The organism is Paenibacillus sp. FSL R5-0914, from assembly GCF_038004525.1.
GTDB lineage: Bacteria > Bacillota > Bacilli > Paenibacillales > Paenibacillaceae > Paenibacillus_AQ.
Window position 1 is genome coordinate 1,112,973 of record NZ_JBBORH010000003.1, and the last position, 16,740, is coordinate 1,129,712.

At 44.6% G+C, this 16,740-nt stretch carries 16 protein-coding genes; all 16 read left to right on the forward strand.

Going from position 1 to position 16,740, the window contains the following annotated elements:
* The first annotated feature begins 11 nt into the window (after window positions 1-11).
* Genes MKX60_RS28115 through MKX60_RS28190 form a run of 16 tightly spaced genes read left to right on the forward strand, consistent with a single transcriptional unit; the run spans window position 12 to window position 16,715 of the window.
* Window positions 12-263 carry a hypothetical protein gene (locus MKX60_RS28115; RefSeq protein ID WP_076286996.1) on the forward strand — a complete coding sequence of 84 codons (252 nt, stop codon included), beginning with the start codon at window positions 12-14 and terminating at the stop codon, window positions 261-263.
* Window positions 264-290: 27 nt separating this feature from the next.
* Complete coding sequence (locus tag MKX60_RS28120; RefSeq protein WP_341061608.1) at window positions 291-1,748, forward strand: hypothetical protein; 1,458 nt, start codon at window positions 291-293, stop codon at window positions 1,746-1,748.
* Window positions 1,749-1,769: 21 nt separating this feature from the next.
* Window positions 1,770-2,117 (forward strand): hypothetical protein, encoded by a 348-nt coding sequence (locus MKX60_RS28125; protein WP_076301096.1) that lies wholly within the window; start codon window positions 1,770-1,772, stop codon window positions 2,115-2,117.
* Between the two features lie 21 nt (window positions 2,118-2,138).
* On the forward strand, window positions 2,139-3,188 hold the full coding sequence (locus MKX60_RS28130; RefSeq protein WP_076208263.1) for an SAF domain-containing protein: 1,050 nt from the start codon (window positions 2,139-2,141) through the stop codon (window positions 3,186-3,188).
* A 5-nt stretch (window positions 3,189-3,193) separates the two neighbouring features.
* Window positions 3,194-3,763: a hypothetical protein gene (locus MKX60_RS28135; RefSeq protein WP_076286999.1), complete on the forward strand. Its 570-nt coding sequence runs from the start codon at window positions 3,194-3,196 to the stop codon at window positions 3,761-3,763.
* Window positions 3,764-3,769: 6 nt separating this feature from the next.
* The gene (locus MKX60_RS28140; protein WP_341061609.1) at window positions 3,770-4,603 is read left to right on the forward strand and encodes a hypothetical protein; all 834 of its coding nucleotides are present in this window, start codon (window positions 3,770-3,772) and stop codon (window positions 4,601-4,603) included.
* Window positions 4,596-6,443, forward strand: a complete 1,848-nt coding sequence (locus MKX60_RS28145) for an ATPase, T2SS/T4P/T4SS family (protein ID WP_341061610.1) — start codon at window positions 4,596-4,598, stop codon at window positions 6,441-6,443. Before MKX60_RS28140 ends, MKX60_RS28145 begins: the two co-directional genes overlap by 8 nt.
* Window positions 6,440-8,521 carry a hypothetical protein gene (locus MKX60_RS28150; protein ID WP_341061611.1) on the forward strand — a complete coding sequence of 694 codons (2,082 nt, stop codon included), beginning with the start codon at window positions 6,440-6,442 and terminating at the stop codon, window positions 8,519-8,521. The genes MKX60_RS28145 and MKX60_RS28150 overlap by 4 nt, the downstream gene beginning before the upstream one ends.
* Window positions 8,522-8,534: 13 nt before the next feature.
* Complete coding sequence (locus tag MKX60_RS28155) at window positions 8,535-9,041, forward strand: hypothetical protein (protein ID WP_341061612.1); 507 nt, start codon at window positions 8,535-8,537, stop codon at window positions 9,039-9,041.
* A 57-nt stretch (window positions 9,042-9,098) separates the two neighbouring features.
* Window positions 9,099-9,620 (forward strand): hypothetical protein, encoded by a 522-nt coding sequence (locus MKX60_RS28160; RefSeq protein WP_094870407.1) that lies wholly within the window; start codon window positions 9,099-9,101, stop codon window positions 9,618-9,620.
* A gap of 27 nt (window positions 9,621-9,647) precedes the next feature.
* The gene (locus MKX60_RS28165) at window positions 9,648-10,190 is read left to right on the forward strand and encodes a hypothetical protein (protein ID WP_341061613.1); all 543 of its coding nucleotides are present in this window, start codon (window positions 9,648-9,650) and stop codon (window positions 10,188-10,190) included.
* On the forward strand, window positions 10,187-10,549 hold the full coding sequence (locus MKX60_RS28170; RefSeq protein WP_341061614.1) for a hypothetical protein: 363 nt from the start codon (window positions 10,187-10,189) through the stop codon (window positions 10,547-10,549). Before MKX60_RS28165 ends, MKX60_RS28170 begins: the two co-directional genes overlap by 4 nt.
* A 14-nt stretch (window positions 10,550-10,563) precedes the next feature.
* The gene (locus MKX60_RS28175; protein ID WP_339246493.1) at window positions 10,564-11,115 is read left to right on the forward strand and encodes a hypothetical protein; all 552 of its coding nucleotides are present in this window, start codon (window positions 10,564-10,566) and stop codon (window positions 11,113-11,115) included.
* Window positions 11,102-12,082, forward strand: a complete 981-nt coding sequence (locus MKX60_RS28180; RefSeq protein WP_339246496.1) for a hypothetical protein — start codon at window positions 11,102-11,104, stop codon at window positions 12,080-12,082. The genes MKX60_RS28175 and MKX60_RS28180 overlap by 14 nt, the downstream gene beginning before the upstream one ends.
* A 44-nt stretch (window positions 12,083-12,126) precedes the next feature.
* On the forward strand, window positions 12,127-13,335 hold the full coding sequence (locus tag MKX60_RS28185; protein ID WP_341061615.1) for an S-layer homology domain-containing protein: 1,209 nt from the start codon (window positions 12,127-12,129) through the stop codon (window positions 13,333-13,335).
* A gap of 53 nt (window positions 13,336-13,388) precedes the next feature.
* On the forward strand, window positions 13,389-16,715 hold the full coding sequence (locus MKX60_RS28190; RefSeq protein WP_341061616.1) for a DUF5704 domain-containing protein: 3,327 nt from the start codon (window positions 13,389-13,391) through the stop codon (window positions 16,713-16,715).
* The last annotated feature ends 25 nt before the right edge of the window (window positions 16,716-16,740 follow it).

Here is a 16,740-nt window from a genome sequence, read left to right on the forward strand (position 1 = left end):
GGGATCAGACTATGTCAACTGCACTGACTACTTTTGTATTTAAAGGTGAAAGAGAGAAGTATTTGGATTTGGAAGTCTCTCTTTCTATTTCTACAGGGCAATGTATCGAGCTACTTAAGCAAGCCAACTGGCTTCCGGATAACTGGGAATTTAAATGTGAAGCCAGCCGTACGGGCGAAGAATGGATTGAGTTGGGGCCGCATGCTGTTCTCGCAGAGATTATACAAGGGGACGGAGCCATAGTTCGTATTTTGCCCTATTGAGCTGGGAGATCGTAAAGGAGGATTCCTATGAAAAGCGTACACTTAGTCTGCTCACCTGAACTTATAATGCTGCTATCCAGGTCGCTGGAGCATGAGGGTTATGTAATTTCCGGTAAACATTCTACATTACATAGTTTTATAAGTGGTTTCAGTAGCAAGGAAGTCGATCCTTCATCCATTGTAATTATGGAGGGCGGCGCGGGTCTGGGCACACCGGTCAAGGCTGCGGATATAATCAGTTTCATGACACTGATCCGTAAATATCTTAAACATACGCGGCTGATTGTCCAGTTAGACCCGGCGCTGCAAACGGATATTGAATTTATACGGACCCTGGTAAATATGAACATACATGATCTTCAGTTTACTACGGAATTCCAGGGCGATGATCTTCTGAACTGGATCAAAGAGAAAAAAACTACAAGGGATTATTATCATATCCTGGGTAAAAAGAAAGGCCTTTTTGCATCGTTTAAAGGCTCATCATCAAGAGCAGCTTCTGACGCGGCAGTGGAAGAGGCACCGTCTGCTCCTCCGAGACCGGTGGAGTCGCTTACCCGTCCACAGCCAGTGGCTGGTTCCAGAACTGTAGCAGATGCCGCCAACAGGAGACCCTCCGTTGCTCCTCGCTCTTCAGCAGGATCAACTCCGCCTAGACCGGGGCCTCCGGCCAGAAAGGAGACCCCGTCATTAGCCGAAGCGGAAACGCTGGAGAGTCTGGAACAATCTATTCCGGTAGAAGAGAAATCTACGCCAGCAGTGAGTGCGAGAATTCTGGGCAGCAATGTACCACTTGTTATCGGAGTTTGTGGTGTCGGAGGGGAAGAAGACGTAGGTGCGGCGGCATTTCTGCTGGCTGCGGGTCTGGCAGAACTGGGCTGGAAGCCTCTGGTATGCGGAGATGACAGACCCGAAATCAGTTCGCTTGAACAGATTGTTTTTAAGGGTGAGAAAGAAGATTCGGTTTCAACCATGTTCGAATATGAAGGAGTCACTTTCTATCGCAGAGGGTATTCGTGGGATATTTCGGAGCTTTTGGCCAGTGAGTTCACGCATATCATTCTATGGGTGGATATCCATCGGGAGCGGAAGGGCACCAGCGGACTCGAGCTGTGGTGGAACTCGCAAATTCCTATTTTGGTAGGCAACGGGGCTATGTGGAAGTATGAACTGCTGAAAGAGAAGCTGAACACCCTTAACCCTTATGAGCGCAAGCGGTGCAGGTTACTGCTGGAAAATGGACATCAGGAAGTATTACAAATGTTGAAAAAGGATTTTGCAGAAATTCAAACGACTCTGATGCCTGCACATCAAGATCCTTTGTATCCAGATAAAGCGGCTGTCGAGTGGGTAATGAAGCTGCTGACCGTTCAGAAAAAGCTCTTTCGCAAGCAAACATTGCTCTGGGGAATTGTTGGGACGGTATTGTTTGTGACCTTGTTATTAATAGGCATAGGATTTTCATTTGTTCCGGAGAGCCGGTAATTATCAATCAGGAGGCTGGGTATGAATTCAGGTATGGTAAGGGGCATTGCTTTTGATTGCCATCGACTTCTCTCCCCTGCCCAGGAGTGCAGCGATAAGATGAGAGCAGCAATCACAGGAGTGTCAGGTTATTGGGTGGATTTGGGTGGGGAAGAGTTTAAGCAGCATTGTGAGGAATGGATTAAGAAAATGAACGAATTTAAAGCTGCCATAGCCCAAATTGAATCAAATATGATGAAATATGCAGATAAATTACAGGTGGAGGAAGAGAGAGCGGAGGCAGCCAGACTTAAGGAAGCTGAGAGACAAGCCTCTGAACGGGCAGCAGCGGCAGCCGCGGCCGCAAAATCGAAAGGGAAAATCAAATAGGGATGGAAATGAGGTCTTGAAGTGGCAATACGTAAGCGGAAAAAAATTCTGAGATATACGATCCTATCAGGTTGTCTTGTTGCCGTTGCCACATCCGGGGTATGGTTTGCAACTTATCGCCATTATAACGCTAAGCTGATCGACGAGCGGGCAGCTTACGAAGAACAGCTGAATGATAAAGATGAAGTTTTGCAGCGCTATATGGACCAATCCCAGACAGCCTATGTGCTGATATCTCCAAAGCTAGCTGGAGAGGTGATTACTGCTGAGGATGTAATGGAAGAGAAGCTACCCAAATTCTCCTCACCGGATAATCTGATCAGCGAGTCTAAAGCAATCGTAGGTAAGTACTTGAAGATTGATGCATTGTCAGGTACAGCGGTAACTACTGAAATGGTACGTGATGAAGCGAGATTGGAGCCTTCAGAACGAAAAGAAGAGACTGAATATATTAAACTGCCGCTTCGGTTAACGAAAAAAGATGTCGTAGATATTCGGATAGTTTTCCCAAATGGCGAGGATTACATAGTCGTAGGAAAGAAGTCGCTGAAGGACGTAGATTTAGCGAATCAATATACATTTTTTAATGACAATGAAGAAGAAGCACAGCTCCTGCAAGCTGCCCTGGTGGATGCATACATAAATAACGCAGAGCTGTATATGAAACAGTACGTAGAACCGGAGCTTCAGCCTGAACCTGTAGTCAATTATGTCCCTAATCTGGATGTACTTGGAGTAATTAAGGATAATCCTTTCATTATAGATCAGGCCAAGTGGAGTCTTGCTGCCAATCTTCGTAAGGAACTGGAGAAACGGCTCGAAGTTATGGAGGATGAAGATAGAATTCGTGTGGGAGCACAGGCACCAAGCGGCAGTGGTGTGATCCAGAGAAAGGCTGTGCAGGGAGCGGCGGCAGCAGAGGAGGCTGCGAAAGTTGATGACAGCCAATCCGTGAACGGAGTGATAGATCGGACCAATCAAGCGCCGATCGATTCAAGTGCAGACCAGAGTTCAACGGGTGTGACGAATAAAGAAGCAGCCACAGATGACAGTCTGCTGGAAGGAGAGTGACCGATTTGCACATTGTTGTCGCAGGGGATTGCGAGAAGCACGATTTCATACTGGCAGCGGCTATTCTGTTGAAAAGTTATTTCAACAACGATGTCATGATTATTTCGGATAACAGCAGGAATTATCAGTATTTTGAAGGCGAAGTGTCTGGTATAAAGATTGCTGATTCAACCGTAGCTGACAAACCGGATATCGTTCTGTATGACTGGCATCATGGGTATCCTGAGGGTCTTGAGGAGGAGATTATTGTTTTAGCAACCACATATGAACGTCAGGCTATGGAGAACGTAGATATGTTGCTGGATCAGAAACGGATGCCTACTGTACTGCTTGTCATAGAAGAAGAATGCGGACTTGGACTGAAGTATGTGGATAAATATTATCCGGTGATTACTTCGAAGATCAGTTACATCAGTAGTCCGGAGCGAAGAATTGATTGGGTCCATGATGGAAGGGTGGATCTTAAGGTAGATAAGGATTTTGCTGAAGCTGTAAATGACTTTTTGATTGAAATTTGCGATGTTCCAAAGCAAGACATCAAGAAGCTGTGGCAGTATGCAAGGAAACGGGGGTAGGTAATTGTGCTAGTGGCTTTCTGGGGACCTGCTCAAGGGCAGGGGAGAACAACTTCGAATATGGCAGCTGTTGCGGCTACCATAGCGCTAGATCATCATATCCGCGTTTTAATGACACATACGCATTTGAAGCAAGGGGTGCTTGAGCATTTGTTCTCACAGACAAGAACAACGCTTCAGTCTGCGCAGACCACAGGTGGAATGGATGCGATTGAGAGATTAGTGCAGTGTGGAATGCTTACACCTGAAGGAATTAGAGATCATGCGGAGTCCATTCTTAAGGATCGGTTGGAACTGCTTAGGGGATCTATGAGTACTGAGAAACATGAGACAAAGCTCTTGCTTCCGCATATCTACAAGGATTATCGCAGGTTTTATGATTTGTTATTTGTGGACCTTTCCTCTGAAGATGATCCGGATGTTGTGTCTCTGGTTATGGAGCAGGCAGATTTGATTGTGGTTAACCTAAATCAGAATCAGGTAAGTCTGGATTCCTATTTTTTGAATAAAAACAAAGCTCCTGTGCCGAGTCATAAGCCAGTCCTCTATTGTATTGGGGCTTATGAGCGTAGCTCCAGGTTCAATAAAGAGAGAATTATTAAGCTGTATGAATTGAAGAAAAAAGCAGTAGGTGTTATCCCACATCATATTGGTTATATGGATGCTCAAAATGAACGGCGTTTTGTTCAGTTTCTATTGAAGGCAAGAGAAGCTAAATCCCGTTTTCTGGAGTTTAGTGAGGACGGAAGCTTCACTGAGGCGGTACGACATATGGGACAGCTCATTCTCCGGATGCTGGAGATTTCTCCAGTATCGGAATTGGATGCTGCGAATGATTAATCTGATTCTGATCTTTGTAGTCCTGATAGCTATTGGAGTGTTCCTGTACTTATGGCTGGGCAGACGTAAGGATGCTGCTCCACCTTCTGTCCAACTGAAATATGATATGAATGAAATCGTGCTGTTTCTGAGAAGGGCTTTTGAGGAGATTATAGCTGCGTCTCTTTATGAAGGAAGCCCAAGTGAGGAAGAATACAACCGTAGGAAGGCGCGGCGAAGGGAATTGCAGAAAGCGCTCCGAAGTTGCATGCATGGCGATCTATCCGCTAAGAAATACGTGAAGCTTTATATGAAAGATCTATTAGTTCAGACCTACGGTCTGGATGAAGGAAATGTAGATAAGATTATCAGCTTCGGTCATACGAATCGATTGACTTCACAGGATTGCTTCGATATCTTGCTTTATGTTTTCAAAAAAGATCATGGTCAGAATGCATTCAATGTAATAGTAAGCAAATATAACCTGGATACACTGCAAAAGCTGCCTGATGGATCTAAAGGGTATAAGATCACCGAAGAGCAGATTCGCCATATCTATCAGTCCGAGCAGCCGAGATTGTCCATTCAGGACAAGATTGAAATTATTGTTCAGAGAGCTTATCAGATTTATAAGGGGCTCGGCGTTATTGATGAGCTTCGAGATCAGAATATCGACGGAGTCAATGGAGGAACAAGTGGCATGCCTCCTGATGTCGTGCAGACTACAGATTTTCTGGAATATACGAAGCAGCAGCATTTCATACCACAATCCTATGATGCGGTGTGGACGTTCTACCGCGGAAAGTCGCTTCACCTGGAATTCTTAAGTTTTGGTTCTGAGAAGGAGCTTAAGCGGGTTTGCCAAAATATCTATGGGTTTGGTAACCCTGGGCAATTAAATGAATCCAAGGGTTATATCATCAACGATATGGCTGATGGCAGCCGGGTCGTGGTTGTGCGGCCCAAAATGGCTGAAAGCTGGGCTTTTTTTGTCCGCAAATTTAACGATTCGCTCGTGGAATTGGATCAGCAGATCCAAGATCAAGGGGCACAGCTTGCGATTGATATGCTTGTTTTTCTCATCCTGGGCCATCAGGTCACTGCTATCACTGGCAGACAGGGCTCGGGGAAAACAACGCTGCTTAAGGCACTGATCAAATATATTGATGCGAAGAATATCCGGATTCAGGAGACTTCCTTCGAGATCTGGGCGAGAAAAATGTATCCGGGTAAAAATATTTTATCCTTCAGAGAAACCCCCTCCGTTAGTGGGCAGGATGGGCTGGATGTGCAGAAAAAAACGGATGGCGCTGTGAATATCGTCGGTGAGGCGGCTACTCATAGTGTGGTCAGTTATGTGATTCAGGCAGCCCAGGTAGCTTCTGAATATACATTATTTACACACCACGGCAAAACACTGCCCAATTTGGTCAGCGCTTTGCGCAATAGTCTTATCGCAACGGGAGCCTTCAGTAATGAGAAAATTGCTGAGGTTCAGGTTGTTGAGGCGCTTGGTTTCAACGTCCATCTGGTCCTGCGTGCTGGGAAAAGATATATCGAACGGATTACAGAGATTATCCCGGCAGATCCACAGTTCGAATATCCTCAGAACTACAAGGATCCTGAGAATATTACGGACAAGCTGGATGCTTTTATGGATACCATGACCGAATATTTTGGACGGATGACAGATCGGCGTTCCTATGACTATAAGGATGTCATTGTGTGGGAAGCCGGAGAATACGTGACCAAGCATCCGATCAGCAGCCGTAAAATCGATGAAATGCGCAAAAATATGGATGAAGAGGATGCACTAGAATTCGCTGCATTTCTTGAGAAGTATTGGGGGCAATCCGCATGAATCTGCAAAACCTATTATTGATTATTTTGGGAACCTCGGGAGTGCTACTGGTTGTCCTGCTTGTGCTGCTTAACATAGTGCAGCGTAAATTGAAGGGAACACAATATCAAGAACAAAGGCGACTAAAGGCTCTCCTGCCAACGAGAACAAAGGAAAAAAGATGGTTGGAGCAGGCCCATAAAACTTATCCGGTACTTGATGAACTGCCATTAGTGAAGAAACTTCTTCACCGGATGCGCTCGCGTCTGACCTTGGTTCATGCAGGCAATGAAATCATGATCAGAAGTCGCGCGGCTGCGCTGACGCTAATGATTGTTGCTTGTATTCTGATCATTTCGTTGAGTTCATTCCTCTGGACTTCATCCTGGGTAAGCCGTGCGACTATTATGCTAGTCTCAGTTTATCTTGGAGGTGTCCTTAGTGATCTCTTCATTGGGCGTTTAGTAAAGCAGATGTTATATGACCAATCGTCCATGATTCTGGATATTCGCCATGAATATCATCAGACACATATGGTGCAAGTCAGCTTGGAGAATTCTGCGGAACGTTCGAAACCAATGGTAGCCGTGCATGCCCGGCAGATTGCCGGGATTCTGGCAGCGGTGGACCCGGAAGATGAACTGCAGAAATATTATGAGATTGCACCTAACCGTTATATGAAGCAACTAGCTGGGGTGAGTTACAAAATAGGTGAATATGGCGATGCGGATATCCATAAAGGGGAGCGTTCGATTTATCTATCGATGCTTGGCAATATCAGAGAAGAGATTCATATGGATATTAATCGCCGTGAGCGAATCGATCGTTTGTTATACGGTATTGTTTTTGTAGCCATTTCACCGGTATTCATGCTGGATCCGATCCGCAATTGGGCGGAGGGAATGTTTCCTATTGTATCTAATTACTACAATTCGGCCTGGGGGTTATATTCTTTAATCTTACTTTATATCACGTTCATAATATCGTTTATTGCCCTGCGGATTCTCAAAGGTGTGGATGAAGACACTCAATCTATCAAAGATGAGGGTAAGTGGTTAAATCGGATCCTGAAGAAAAAATGGATTTTCAAACTGGTGGATCGGATCACGCCGGCAGAACATGAGCCTCTTCATTTCAAGGTAGCCGGTAAATTGAAGGATGCTAACTCTGGGTTGTCGCAACATGCCTTCTTTCTGCAGAAAACATTAGCGGCACTCGTTATCTTTATGCTGATCGTATCGCTTCAATTCTCGATCCATGCCAATATCAAGCATAACATCCTGTATCCCAATAAGCAGATCACCACAGGCGGCAATCAGACAGAATCTCAGAAGATGCTTAGCGAGGAACGGTACGCTTTTGAGCAGACTTTAATTGGAGAACTGGTAGCGAAGGATATTACACCGGATCAGATGTTGCCCTACATTCAGGAGAAAGCGGAGAATAAGTCTTTCCTTCAGAACAATCTGAACCAGAATGCCTATGCTGCACAGTTAATGAACAGGGTAGAGCAATATCATGAGGAGTATTACAAATGGTATGAGCTTTTGCTGGCTTTTGGGCTGGCGTTGGCAGGGTTTTATCTTCCGGATGCTTATTTAATCATTCGTACCCAGCTACGAAAGTGGGAAATGCAGAATGAGGTGGATGGCTTCAATACACTTTCCATGATGCTGTCTCAATTTCCGAATATCAGCGTGTACGAAATGATAGAGTGGCTGCATCGTTACAGCTATATTTTTGAGCGGCAGCTGCTACGCTGTATGCTGGATTATGAGGCAGGAGGCTGGAGTGCTATTGAGAATCTGAAGGAGGACGCACGTTTCGTTCCCCTCGAACGGCTCGCAGACCGTTTGCAGGTAGCAGCCGATCTGATCCCGGTGAAGAAGGCGTTTGATGATATGGATGCGGAAAGAGCATTCGCGATGGATCAGCGCAAGGAGCACTATGAGAAGGTCATCAGCAGGAAAAGTACACTGGGTAAAATGTTTGGGTTCTTGCCGATGCAGGCAACGTTCACCTTATATTTACTGCTTCCCTTCGTCTATATGGCCTTCCAGCAGCTGGGTGACCTGACTGTTGTAACTGGCAAAATGTGAAGGAGATACAGGCATGGAGAATATAGCAAGCTTTTTGAAAACAACGATATCGATTCTGATTACGCTGGCCATTATATCATCCGGTCTGTTCTTGTGGGGGAAAACACAGCCTGTTGTCGAATTGGCGAATAGCCAGGCGGCGGCACAGGCCAGGGAGCTTTCGGAGCAGCAATATTCCGCATTTGACAATCAGATCGTCAGTGGCTCTCAGATTCTTACGGCTTATCGGAGGTACGAATCGCAGCAGGGCTTCTGCTTATACATTGAAAAACCATATGCCAATGGTCAGAATGAGGCAGAAAGAAGATTTAGCATGAATCCAAACGGAGAAGATTATTGCCGTGCGTTTGATTATTCCGGAGCAAGCTTCAAAGAGGGAGCCGGTTCCAGAGGTGTAGAAGAAGAAGAGATTTCGAATGCTTCTGGAAGATATTATATCAGTCCACAAGCTAGATATAGGGCGAAGCTGATAAAAGATAAAAATGAGCGGATTGCAGCTATTTATTTCGTAGCGGAGTAGATGCGTCAAGAGCAATAAAATAAAAACTAGCTTCAAATAAGGTGAGGAGGAAACATCATGGAGAATATCTCGACCGGACTTAAATGGGTTATCGGCATTATTGTTACCATTCTGATTATTGCCGCAGGCGTAAGTATATATCTGGTTATCAACAACTACTTCATCCGCGCACAGGAACAGACTCTGGCCCAGACCCAGATGATAAATCAAGCGGAATTCAATAGCTATGATAATAAGGATGTATCCGGTCAGGATGTGATTAATGCGGCAATGCGGTATAAGGGACGTCCGCAGTTCGCGATTTTGATTAAAACAGGGGAAAATACGACTGGGTTCTATGCGGAGAATACTTATAAATCTAGTTACGAAGAACCTAAAGATACGTCTAATCCGGTAGTTGATTTATCTAAGAATAACAAATATACAAAGGGTGTCAGTGTTTCGACAATGCTTGATCAAACAAATACAGATTCATATAACAGAGATAATTATTTGGTGAATACACTCTCTGTCTTTAAAGCGGTTGTTTATAAGGACAGCAATGAGGAAGTTCGTTTAATTGTTTTTAAACAGAAATAAAAATAATATCGAAAAGGGTGGGTATAGATGGAGAATATTTCTACGGGACTTAAATGGGTTATTGGCATTATTGTCACAATTCTGATTATTGCCGCAGGTGTCAGTATATATCTTGTCATTAATAATTATTTTATTCGTGCCCAGGAGCAGACATTGGCCCAGACTCAGATGATCAATCAAGCGGAGTTCAATTCTTATGATAATAAGGATGTATCTGGCCAGGATGTGATTAATGCGGCAATGAGATATAAGGGGCGTCCGCAATTTTCCATTCTGATAAAGACTGGTGTAAATAAAACAGGTTTTTATGCGAAAAACACATATAAAACTTATTATGCGCCAGCGAAAGCGGCCAGTGGTGAAAACCCGGCATCAGAGCTTGATCTTGGAGACAAGAACAGTGGTGCCGATAACTTTAGTGTATCAGCAATGCTTGACCAGAGCTCAGACCAAGATAACAGTAAAAACTGTAATGTCAATACGCTTTCTATTTTTAGAGCTACCTTACATAAGGACAAAAATGATGAGGTTAGAATTATTGAATTTAATCAGAACCCGGATCATAAATGAAAACCAGCACCCAATTTCTACTAACCCTCTTTGCTTGGATCTTGTTCGCTGTAGGCGGATTTACGTTTTTGCGGCTGGAGATGGAGAGTGCTGTTCCAAACAGGCACTATGAGCTGCCGACAGTTGCAGCGGCACCTTACAAAGGGACAGGTGATTTGAACAAAATTAGCGGTGAGCAGGTCATCGGTATGATCCCTCCAGCATTGGAGGGGGAATATATTTTATATATCGATGGCATTGCAATTAATGAGGAAACGGACCTTACAGCAGTGGATTTACGTGGAGTGCCTGATGCTGCTTATCAGTTAAGAGTCACGCGAACCGATGAGATGATTACGGAAATCTCCGCCACCCGCTAGAAAGGAGGAGCCGTATGGCAGACGCGCTGAAAGGTGTAATTATTATTATTTTGCTGGCATTTGTGTTCGGAGTCTATCCGGCATTCCGTCAATCCGAAGTTGTAGAAAGGAATACTAAGCTCGCCGCCAATGCGGCTGTGGTGGAATTCGTGGATACCGTTCGTGCTAAAGGATACGTGGATACTTCCGATTATGAGCTGTTTCTTCATTCGTTGGATGCTTCATATGGTGTTTTCAAAGTGCAAATGGAGTATTACAAAAAGAATTTACAGCCCTTATATACGAATCCTGATGACTATTCTACATTCCAGAACAGCTTTAGTGTCCGATATGACGGATATTTCAGCAAGGATATTTTGGAAATCTTATATCCGCATTCAGGACCTTTACTGGCTGCAGATGATCCAGGTAGAAGGTTTACCATGCATGTAGGCGATCTGTTCAATGTCCGGCTAGAATCTGAAGGGACGACACTTGCCTCACGGATGAGATCGCTCTTGTTTCATAGTGAAATGATTCCAGTCAATTTGAAGTATGGGGGGATGGTACGTAGTGAAGCCCCTTAGTGTTGTGCTTGTTTTTCTAATTCTGGTCATTCCTCTTGTTCTTATGGGCGACACTCGAGAAGATCTTCAGGTCTTCAATCAGGACATGTATAAACGCTATTCGGATGATTTTCAAGCCGCAGTGGATGATGCTGGTGATTATCTGTCACGACTGGAACAGCAGCCTACTACCACAGCAGTGCACTATGGGCGGGAACGCCAGCTGCAACTGGATCAGGATGTGCTAAGTGTTTTTTACAGTAATTTAGCTTTGAAATTTGGGCTGGAGAACAACCAGACTGAAATGAACAATTTAAAAATGCATATACCCGCATTGGTGATGTTTGGATATAGCGGCTATACGTTGGTTACTCTGGACGACACAGCCAGTGTTGATGGGAAGGATGAACTTAAGCCTGTGAGTTGGCCTGAGCGTCCCTATTACTATAAACTTCGGAACGGAAATTTGCTCTATTTCACTTTGGATGACAATGCGCGGGTATATGATACAGGCTCTAATGAATTTTATGAGGGAGATTACACAGCGCTGACGGCGGAGACGAATCTCGCCCCTCTTACCTCTTTAGATTTATTTCGAGAAGTACGGCAGAGCACGATAACATCACTGGTTGAAAAGGACTTGGCAACAGCCATTAACAGACATTTGGAGCTGGTGAAACGAATGGGCCTATCGGTGCAGTTCACACTACCCAGAGGACTGAAGGATCAATCCATACAGGATGTAGGGATCATGGCTTTTATTCAAGGTTATCCGCTTCCTGGTGGAGAGCTGTTGGATGCGTATTCCTTAGGCAGCGGGGCGGTGATGCGACGAAAGGTTCTGGTAGGCACCCGAAATTCAGCTGGGCGACATATTGCTTACGGAGAAAGCTGTGTACCCTCGGGGGTTACTGTTATAGAAAGCCTGTTCGATCCAGAGGAGGCCGCGCGAAAAGGGTATTTTATTGAGGATTGTGCGGTTAGGTAAATCTAGATCTATTAATACATATTCGCAACGAGAGGAAGTTTTATATGAATACTCTATTAAAACTGAGTAAAAAAGCAGTTCCGGTCTTCTTACTGCTCGCTGTGAGCTTGGTTTCATCCTCAACTTCAGCGGCTAAGGCTGATTCTATTCAGTTCAGTGACGTTCCGGCGAAGCATTGGGCGAAATCAGGAATTGATACGGCGGTGAAAAAAGGTTATGTAGTTGGGTATCCCGGAGGGCTATTTATGCCTAATGCCAACGTGACCCGTGCGGAATTTATCAAAATGATCGTGATAGCGACTGGGCAAAGCGTGGAGGAGACCGCAGGCAAATGGTATGTGAGTTACGTTAATGCTGCGGAGCAGGCGAAGTTGTATGTGAGCAGTGATTTTGCTAATTCGGAGCTGGAATGGAACAAAACAATAACCCGTCAAGAGATGGCTCGTATTGCTGCTCGAGCAACTGGATTAGAGACAAAGGAAGATGACAAGTGGATGTATCTGGCTACGAAGTCGGGCTTAATCTCTGGACTTGGTGCAGGTAAGCTAGGAGAAAAGGAAAACACAACAAGAGCGCAATCTGTAGCTACCGTAGAGCGTGTATTAACTGTAAAAGGTGGTGGAAAGCTGCCGACAGACAAGTATGCGATTAGCAGTGCAGAATTGGCTTGGCATAAGACGAATATTTTTACGGTGATGCCGGAGATTGTTGGATATCGTGGTAAAGATTGGTCGCGATATGCCAGCATTGAAGATCAATGGAGAGAAGATAAGTTAACCCTAACCTCCAAAGACAATAAATACGTGGCGACCCTACATGAGCTTATTGCGATTGACTTAGAGGATCCGAATGATCCTAATTTAAAACAAATTGCTCCATTGGGCACACTTAAATGGGGGGTTGGAGACTATGGGAATCCTGGACACCCCGTATCGAATTATAAAAAAGCATATCTCCTCTATTGGAAGTCAACGGAAAAAAATGATGCACCGGATCGTTATTTCAGTGATGGATATGCGCAGGTAGAATTACTAGGAGTAGGCTTACCCAGTCCTAAGCAAAAAGAGGGTGTATTAACGATGAGTGAATCTGTTTCTCAAACGAAAAGGGGAGATGTTCCTTATTCTATTGTTCCTAAAGTTACAAAAGATAAGTTGATAAGTTCAATAGCAGTAAGTATTTCTACGCCGAATTCTGGATATTTTTATTCCGATGTATATGTTTTAAGTGTATATCCTCATAGTGAACAATAGTGAAGATGTTGATGAGGTGGATCAAAGTAACCAGTATATTAGTGGTATTAGTCTTGACGCTTATCACATTAAAGTCACAAACAGGAAGAGCCGCCGAAGTAGGGGAACACATCTGGAAGACTGTAGATTTGTCTAATAAATACAATACAAATGGAAGTGCTGTGAAAAAAGACTCAGGTGCGATATTTTACCGTTATACAGGACTAAAAACAAAGCCGTTAGGTCTGAATGCGGGAACGGGAAACATTATTACCAAGATTGAGTTCAAGAGAGATGGCCAAGTGGTTCGAACAATACCCGTGAATAGCCAGACCTATAATGAAGAGATACAATTTTCAGGAGATCCTGTTGAGTTTGTATCTAGTGAGAATACCGGCAATGGCGGATGGTTTGCTTGGCAAATGGGTAGTGGGGATGCGAGTTGGAGAGCTGTTGGAGGCGACTATCGTATAATAAAAAAATTAGATGGAGATATTCCAGATAGGCCCGGAACAAGTCCCCCAGCGAATGCATATCCAAATGTACTTATTAATATAAAAGAGGATGAATTTATTCGCAGCAATCCTTTTAAGAATTCGCTATATCCTAATATAACTAGTACAGCATACATGGATAACACGAAATCTGTTGTGGATCAACTTATCCCTCAGAATCTTACTAGTATGAATAAGCATGTGATAATACGTTATGATAAAGATGTAAAGGCCAATAATATTGATAAAGGACGTACAGATTTATCGACTGAGCTGAAAGAATATCTACCCTACGCTCTTAATTCTATTAATGATGTAAAAGTGAGCTTGGATAGAGCAACGATTACTTACACACAAGAGCATGATAATGCAAAGTATTATCGAAAGTTGAGCGCAGGTAATGCAGCTATGTTGTTTTACTATGCTGCCTTTGAGTATGTTTTTAAAACTTATAGCTACCGTTACCCTGATCAATATGTCGTATATATCAAAGGTACACCCGGACCAACCCCAACCCCTGGAAACTCCTTAGTAGAATGCACTGATCCTGTTCCAGGTCAGGAGATCCCCGGTGAATATATGGATCCTGAGATGGCTGCTGAGATCCGGGCAGATCAGCGCGGGAATGAACAATTTGATGTTTTGCAGGGTATTCCAAGCTCAGAGAGCTTGTATGGCCATGTCTCAACGCAGAGTTATTTATATCAAAATAGTTTTGTAGAGATGGAAGGTACTTGCACATATAACATTAAAATTCAAAAAACATATACCCTAAAATGGGATCCTAGAAAACCGGCTCCCACAGGCACAGGGACTGTGCCCGCTCCGACAAGTGAACCGAAGGAAGTCGAATACTCTTACACTATTGAACGCCCTTATTCTTATTGGACTATAGATACACTGGAAGTTTACTCCCTAGCTCGGGCGTTATTGGTGAATGATGCTTTTTCTGGAGGACAGATTACTTTAGACCCTAACGGTTATATAGCCCCTGATTTTACAGCAGAAACCACGGGCAAGTATTATCCTCCTGATGCTCCGGATTCAATTACTGTTCCATCCACTGTTAAAGATGGAGGAACGACCCGGCCGGAACCAGACGATGAAACAGAGACTTTCCGGCCGAAAGCCGAGGAAGCCGCCAAGAAAATCAAAGTGCAAAATGATAACCTTGTCTTCACTGGGCAGACGATCATGAACGGGAATGAAGCTATAGAAACGGGTCTTCCGCCTACGACCATCCCGAACCCGCAGCCCATAGGTGAAAACGTACTGTACAGTCCGGGCAATATTATTGAGCCTACACATCTGAATGTTCCTAATCTTCCAAGCTCCGGGGAGGTAACCTACACACCAATGGATGGAAATATCAACGGTGGAACAGAGGAGAGGGTGCTTCCGATAAACGGAATTAATACTGTCACCGTGCACACACCGGTCGTCAACTACTCGCTTCTTCCAGACGATAACCGCCCATTCGATCAACGTATGACACCGGATATGACTAGGGCGGTGCTGATCTTGGATCGGCCATTCACCGTACACTTTACAGAGAGCGGCCAGCATCTCAATATCCCTGGGTACGGCAACCGGGATTATGCCAAATACACGAAAAACAAGCGGATTCAATTTCCTTTCGGTGTGTTTCAAAATGGAAATTATTACCCGGAGGATACTTGGATCTACATTCCTGTAGGGACGCCGTCCATGACCTTTAAGATGCCAACCTGGGTTGATGAAGGAAACTATACGGTTCAGACGCAGTCTTGGGCGATTAATGCTCCATCGGATGGTTCAGATCTTTGCGAAGTGAATCGGAACGGAGACTTATGGAATTACTGCGCATCGGAGAGCTTCAATGTGGGTGTGGTCGGTCGGCTGTTCAATTTCCGGATCTGGGACATTGGAGATTTCCGGTTTGAGAAGGTGTTTCGAACGGGTGTCGGGACATTTGAGCATAGCAACGCGATGTATTATACCGGCGGAAATGATGAGAATGGCATACCGACCGCTTTAAGTGGACAGCCACAGTGGCAGCTGCCGATCCGCAAGGGTTCTCACCCCACGGAGCAAAGGACGGTACCACATAACGGCTATTCCTTCCTGTTTGACTTCCGGACCATCGGGAACCTGTGGCAGCCGGGCGAGGGTATCCGGATCGAGCCAAGCTTCTATTTTATTCCGAAAAACGGAGGTACAGCGACACCTGTCGATCTGTACTATGATATTTCCGGTTCGAAGAATAAGATGATCGGCGTCGGCTCCCCAAAGGACAAGCTGAGCTACACCCGGACCTACCGCTTGGCGGATGGCTTGCGGAATATATCGAGTGGTGAATTATCGACGGCAGCTAGCTATGAATACAACTATATAATGACTCAAGCGGAGCGAAATAAGACGCCTTGGTTTAAGTTCTACAAACAGTATCTAAAGCGAAAAACCAAAATCGCTTACGGTTACGACATGGAAGTCCTGCCCTTTGAATCGCGAACTTTAGTCGGCCCGACCGACATCCCGAATGTAGTTAATCCAATCACAGCCGTCCGCAGCGTACAGCATTGGTACGGGGAGTATAACTTGCCGATTGCACCATATATCCTGCAAAAGGGAACAAACATCGTCACTCTGGCGAATCAATATGGAGGTGCATTAGATGGGCATGAGAAGGAGTTCATCACTGGTGGTTATATTCTGGTGAATTTCCAAATCTATACGACTAAAAATGGAGATGCAGACACTCGTATTTTAGGCTACAAGGCACCGATTGCTAACATGTGGGCGATTGAAGGCCAGATGAATGGGAGCACAGATGAAATGGGACAGACGTTCTCTTTTTCCTCTGGGGATATCATTCTGTTTGAATCAGATTTCTCGGTACGTAATGACTATCAGGGGCAGGGTAGATAGGGTTTGCAAAAAAAACTGATAAGAA

What these genes read in the sequence shown, in the direction of transcription:
- MKX60_RS28115 (WP_076286996.1), top strand. Translation starts at nt 12, where the DNA reads ATGTCAACTGCACTGACTACTTTTGTATTTAAAGGTGAAAGAGAGAAG.
- MKX60_RS28120 (WP_341061608.1), top strand. Translation starts at nt 291, where the DNA reads ATGAAAAGCGTACACTTAGTCTGCTCACCTGAACTTATAATGCTGCTA.
- MKX60_RS28125 (WP_076301096.1), top strand. Translation starts at nt 1,770, where the DNA reads ATGAATTCAGGTATGGTAAGGGGCATTGCTTTTGATTGCCATCGACTT.
- MKX60_RS28145 (WP_341061610.1), top strand. Translation starts at nt 4,596, where the DNA reads ATGATTAATCTGATTCTGATCTTTGTAGTCCTGATAGCTATTGGAGTG.
- MKX60_RS28150 (WP_341061611.1), top strand. Translation starts at nt 6,440, where the DNA reads ATGAATCTGCAAAACCTATTATTGATTATTTTGGGAACCTCGGGAGTG.
- MKX60_RS28155 (WP_341061612.1), top strand. Translation starts at nt 8,535, where the DNA reads ATGGAGAATATAGCAAGCTTTTTGAAAACAACGATATCGATTCTGATT.
- MKX60_RS28160 (WP_094870407.1), top strand. Translation starts at nt 9,099, where the DNA reads ATGGAGAATATCTCGACCGGACTTAAATGGGTTATCGGCATTATTGTT.
- MKX60_RS28165 (WP_341061613.1), top strand. Translation starts at nt 9,648, where the DNA reads ATGGAGAATATTTCTACGGGACTTAAATGGGTTATTGGCATTATTGTC.
- MKX60_RS28170 (WP_341061614.1), top strand. Translation starts at nt 10,187, where the DNA reads ATGAAAACCAGCACCCAATTTCTACTAACCCTCTTTGCTTGGATCTTG.
- MKX60_RS28175 (WP_339246493.1), top strand. Translation starts at nt 10,564, where the DNA reads ATGGCAGACGCGCTGAAAGGTGTAATTATTATTATTTTGCTGGCATTT.
- MKX60_RS28185 (WP_341061615.1), top strand. Translation starts at nt 12,127, where the DNA reads ATGAATACTCTATTAAAACTGAGTAAAAAAGCAGTTCCGGTCTTCTTA.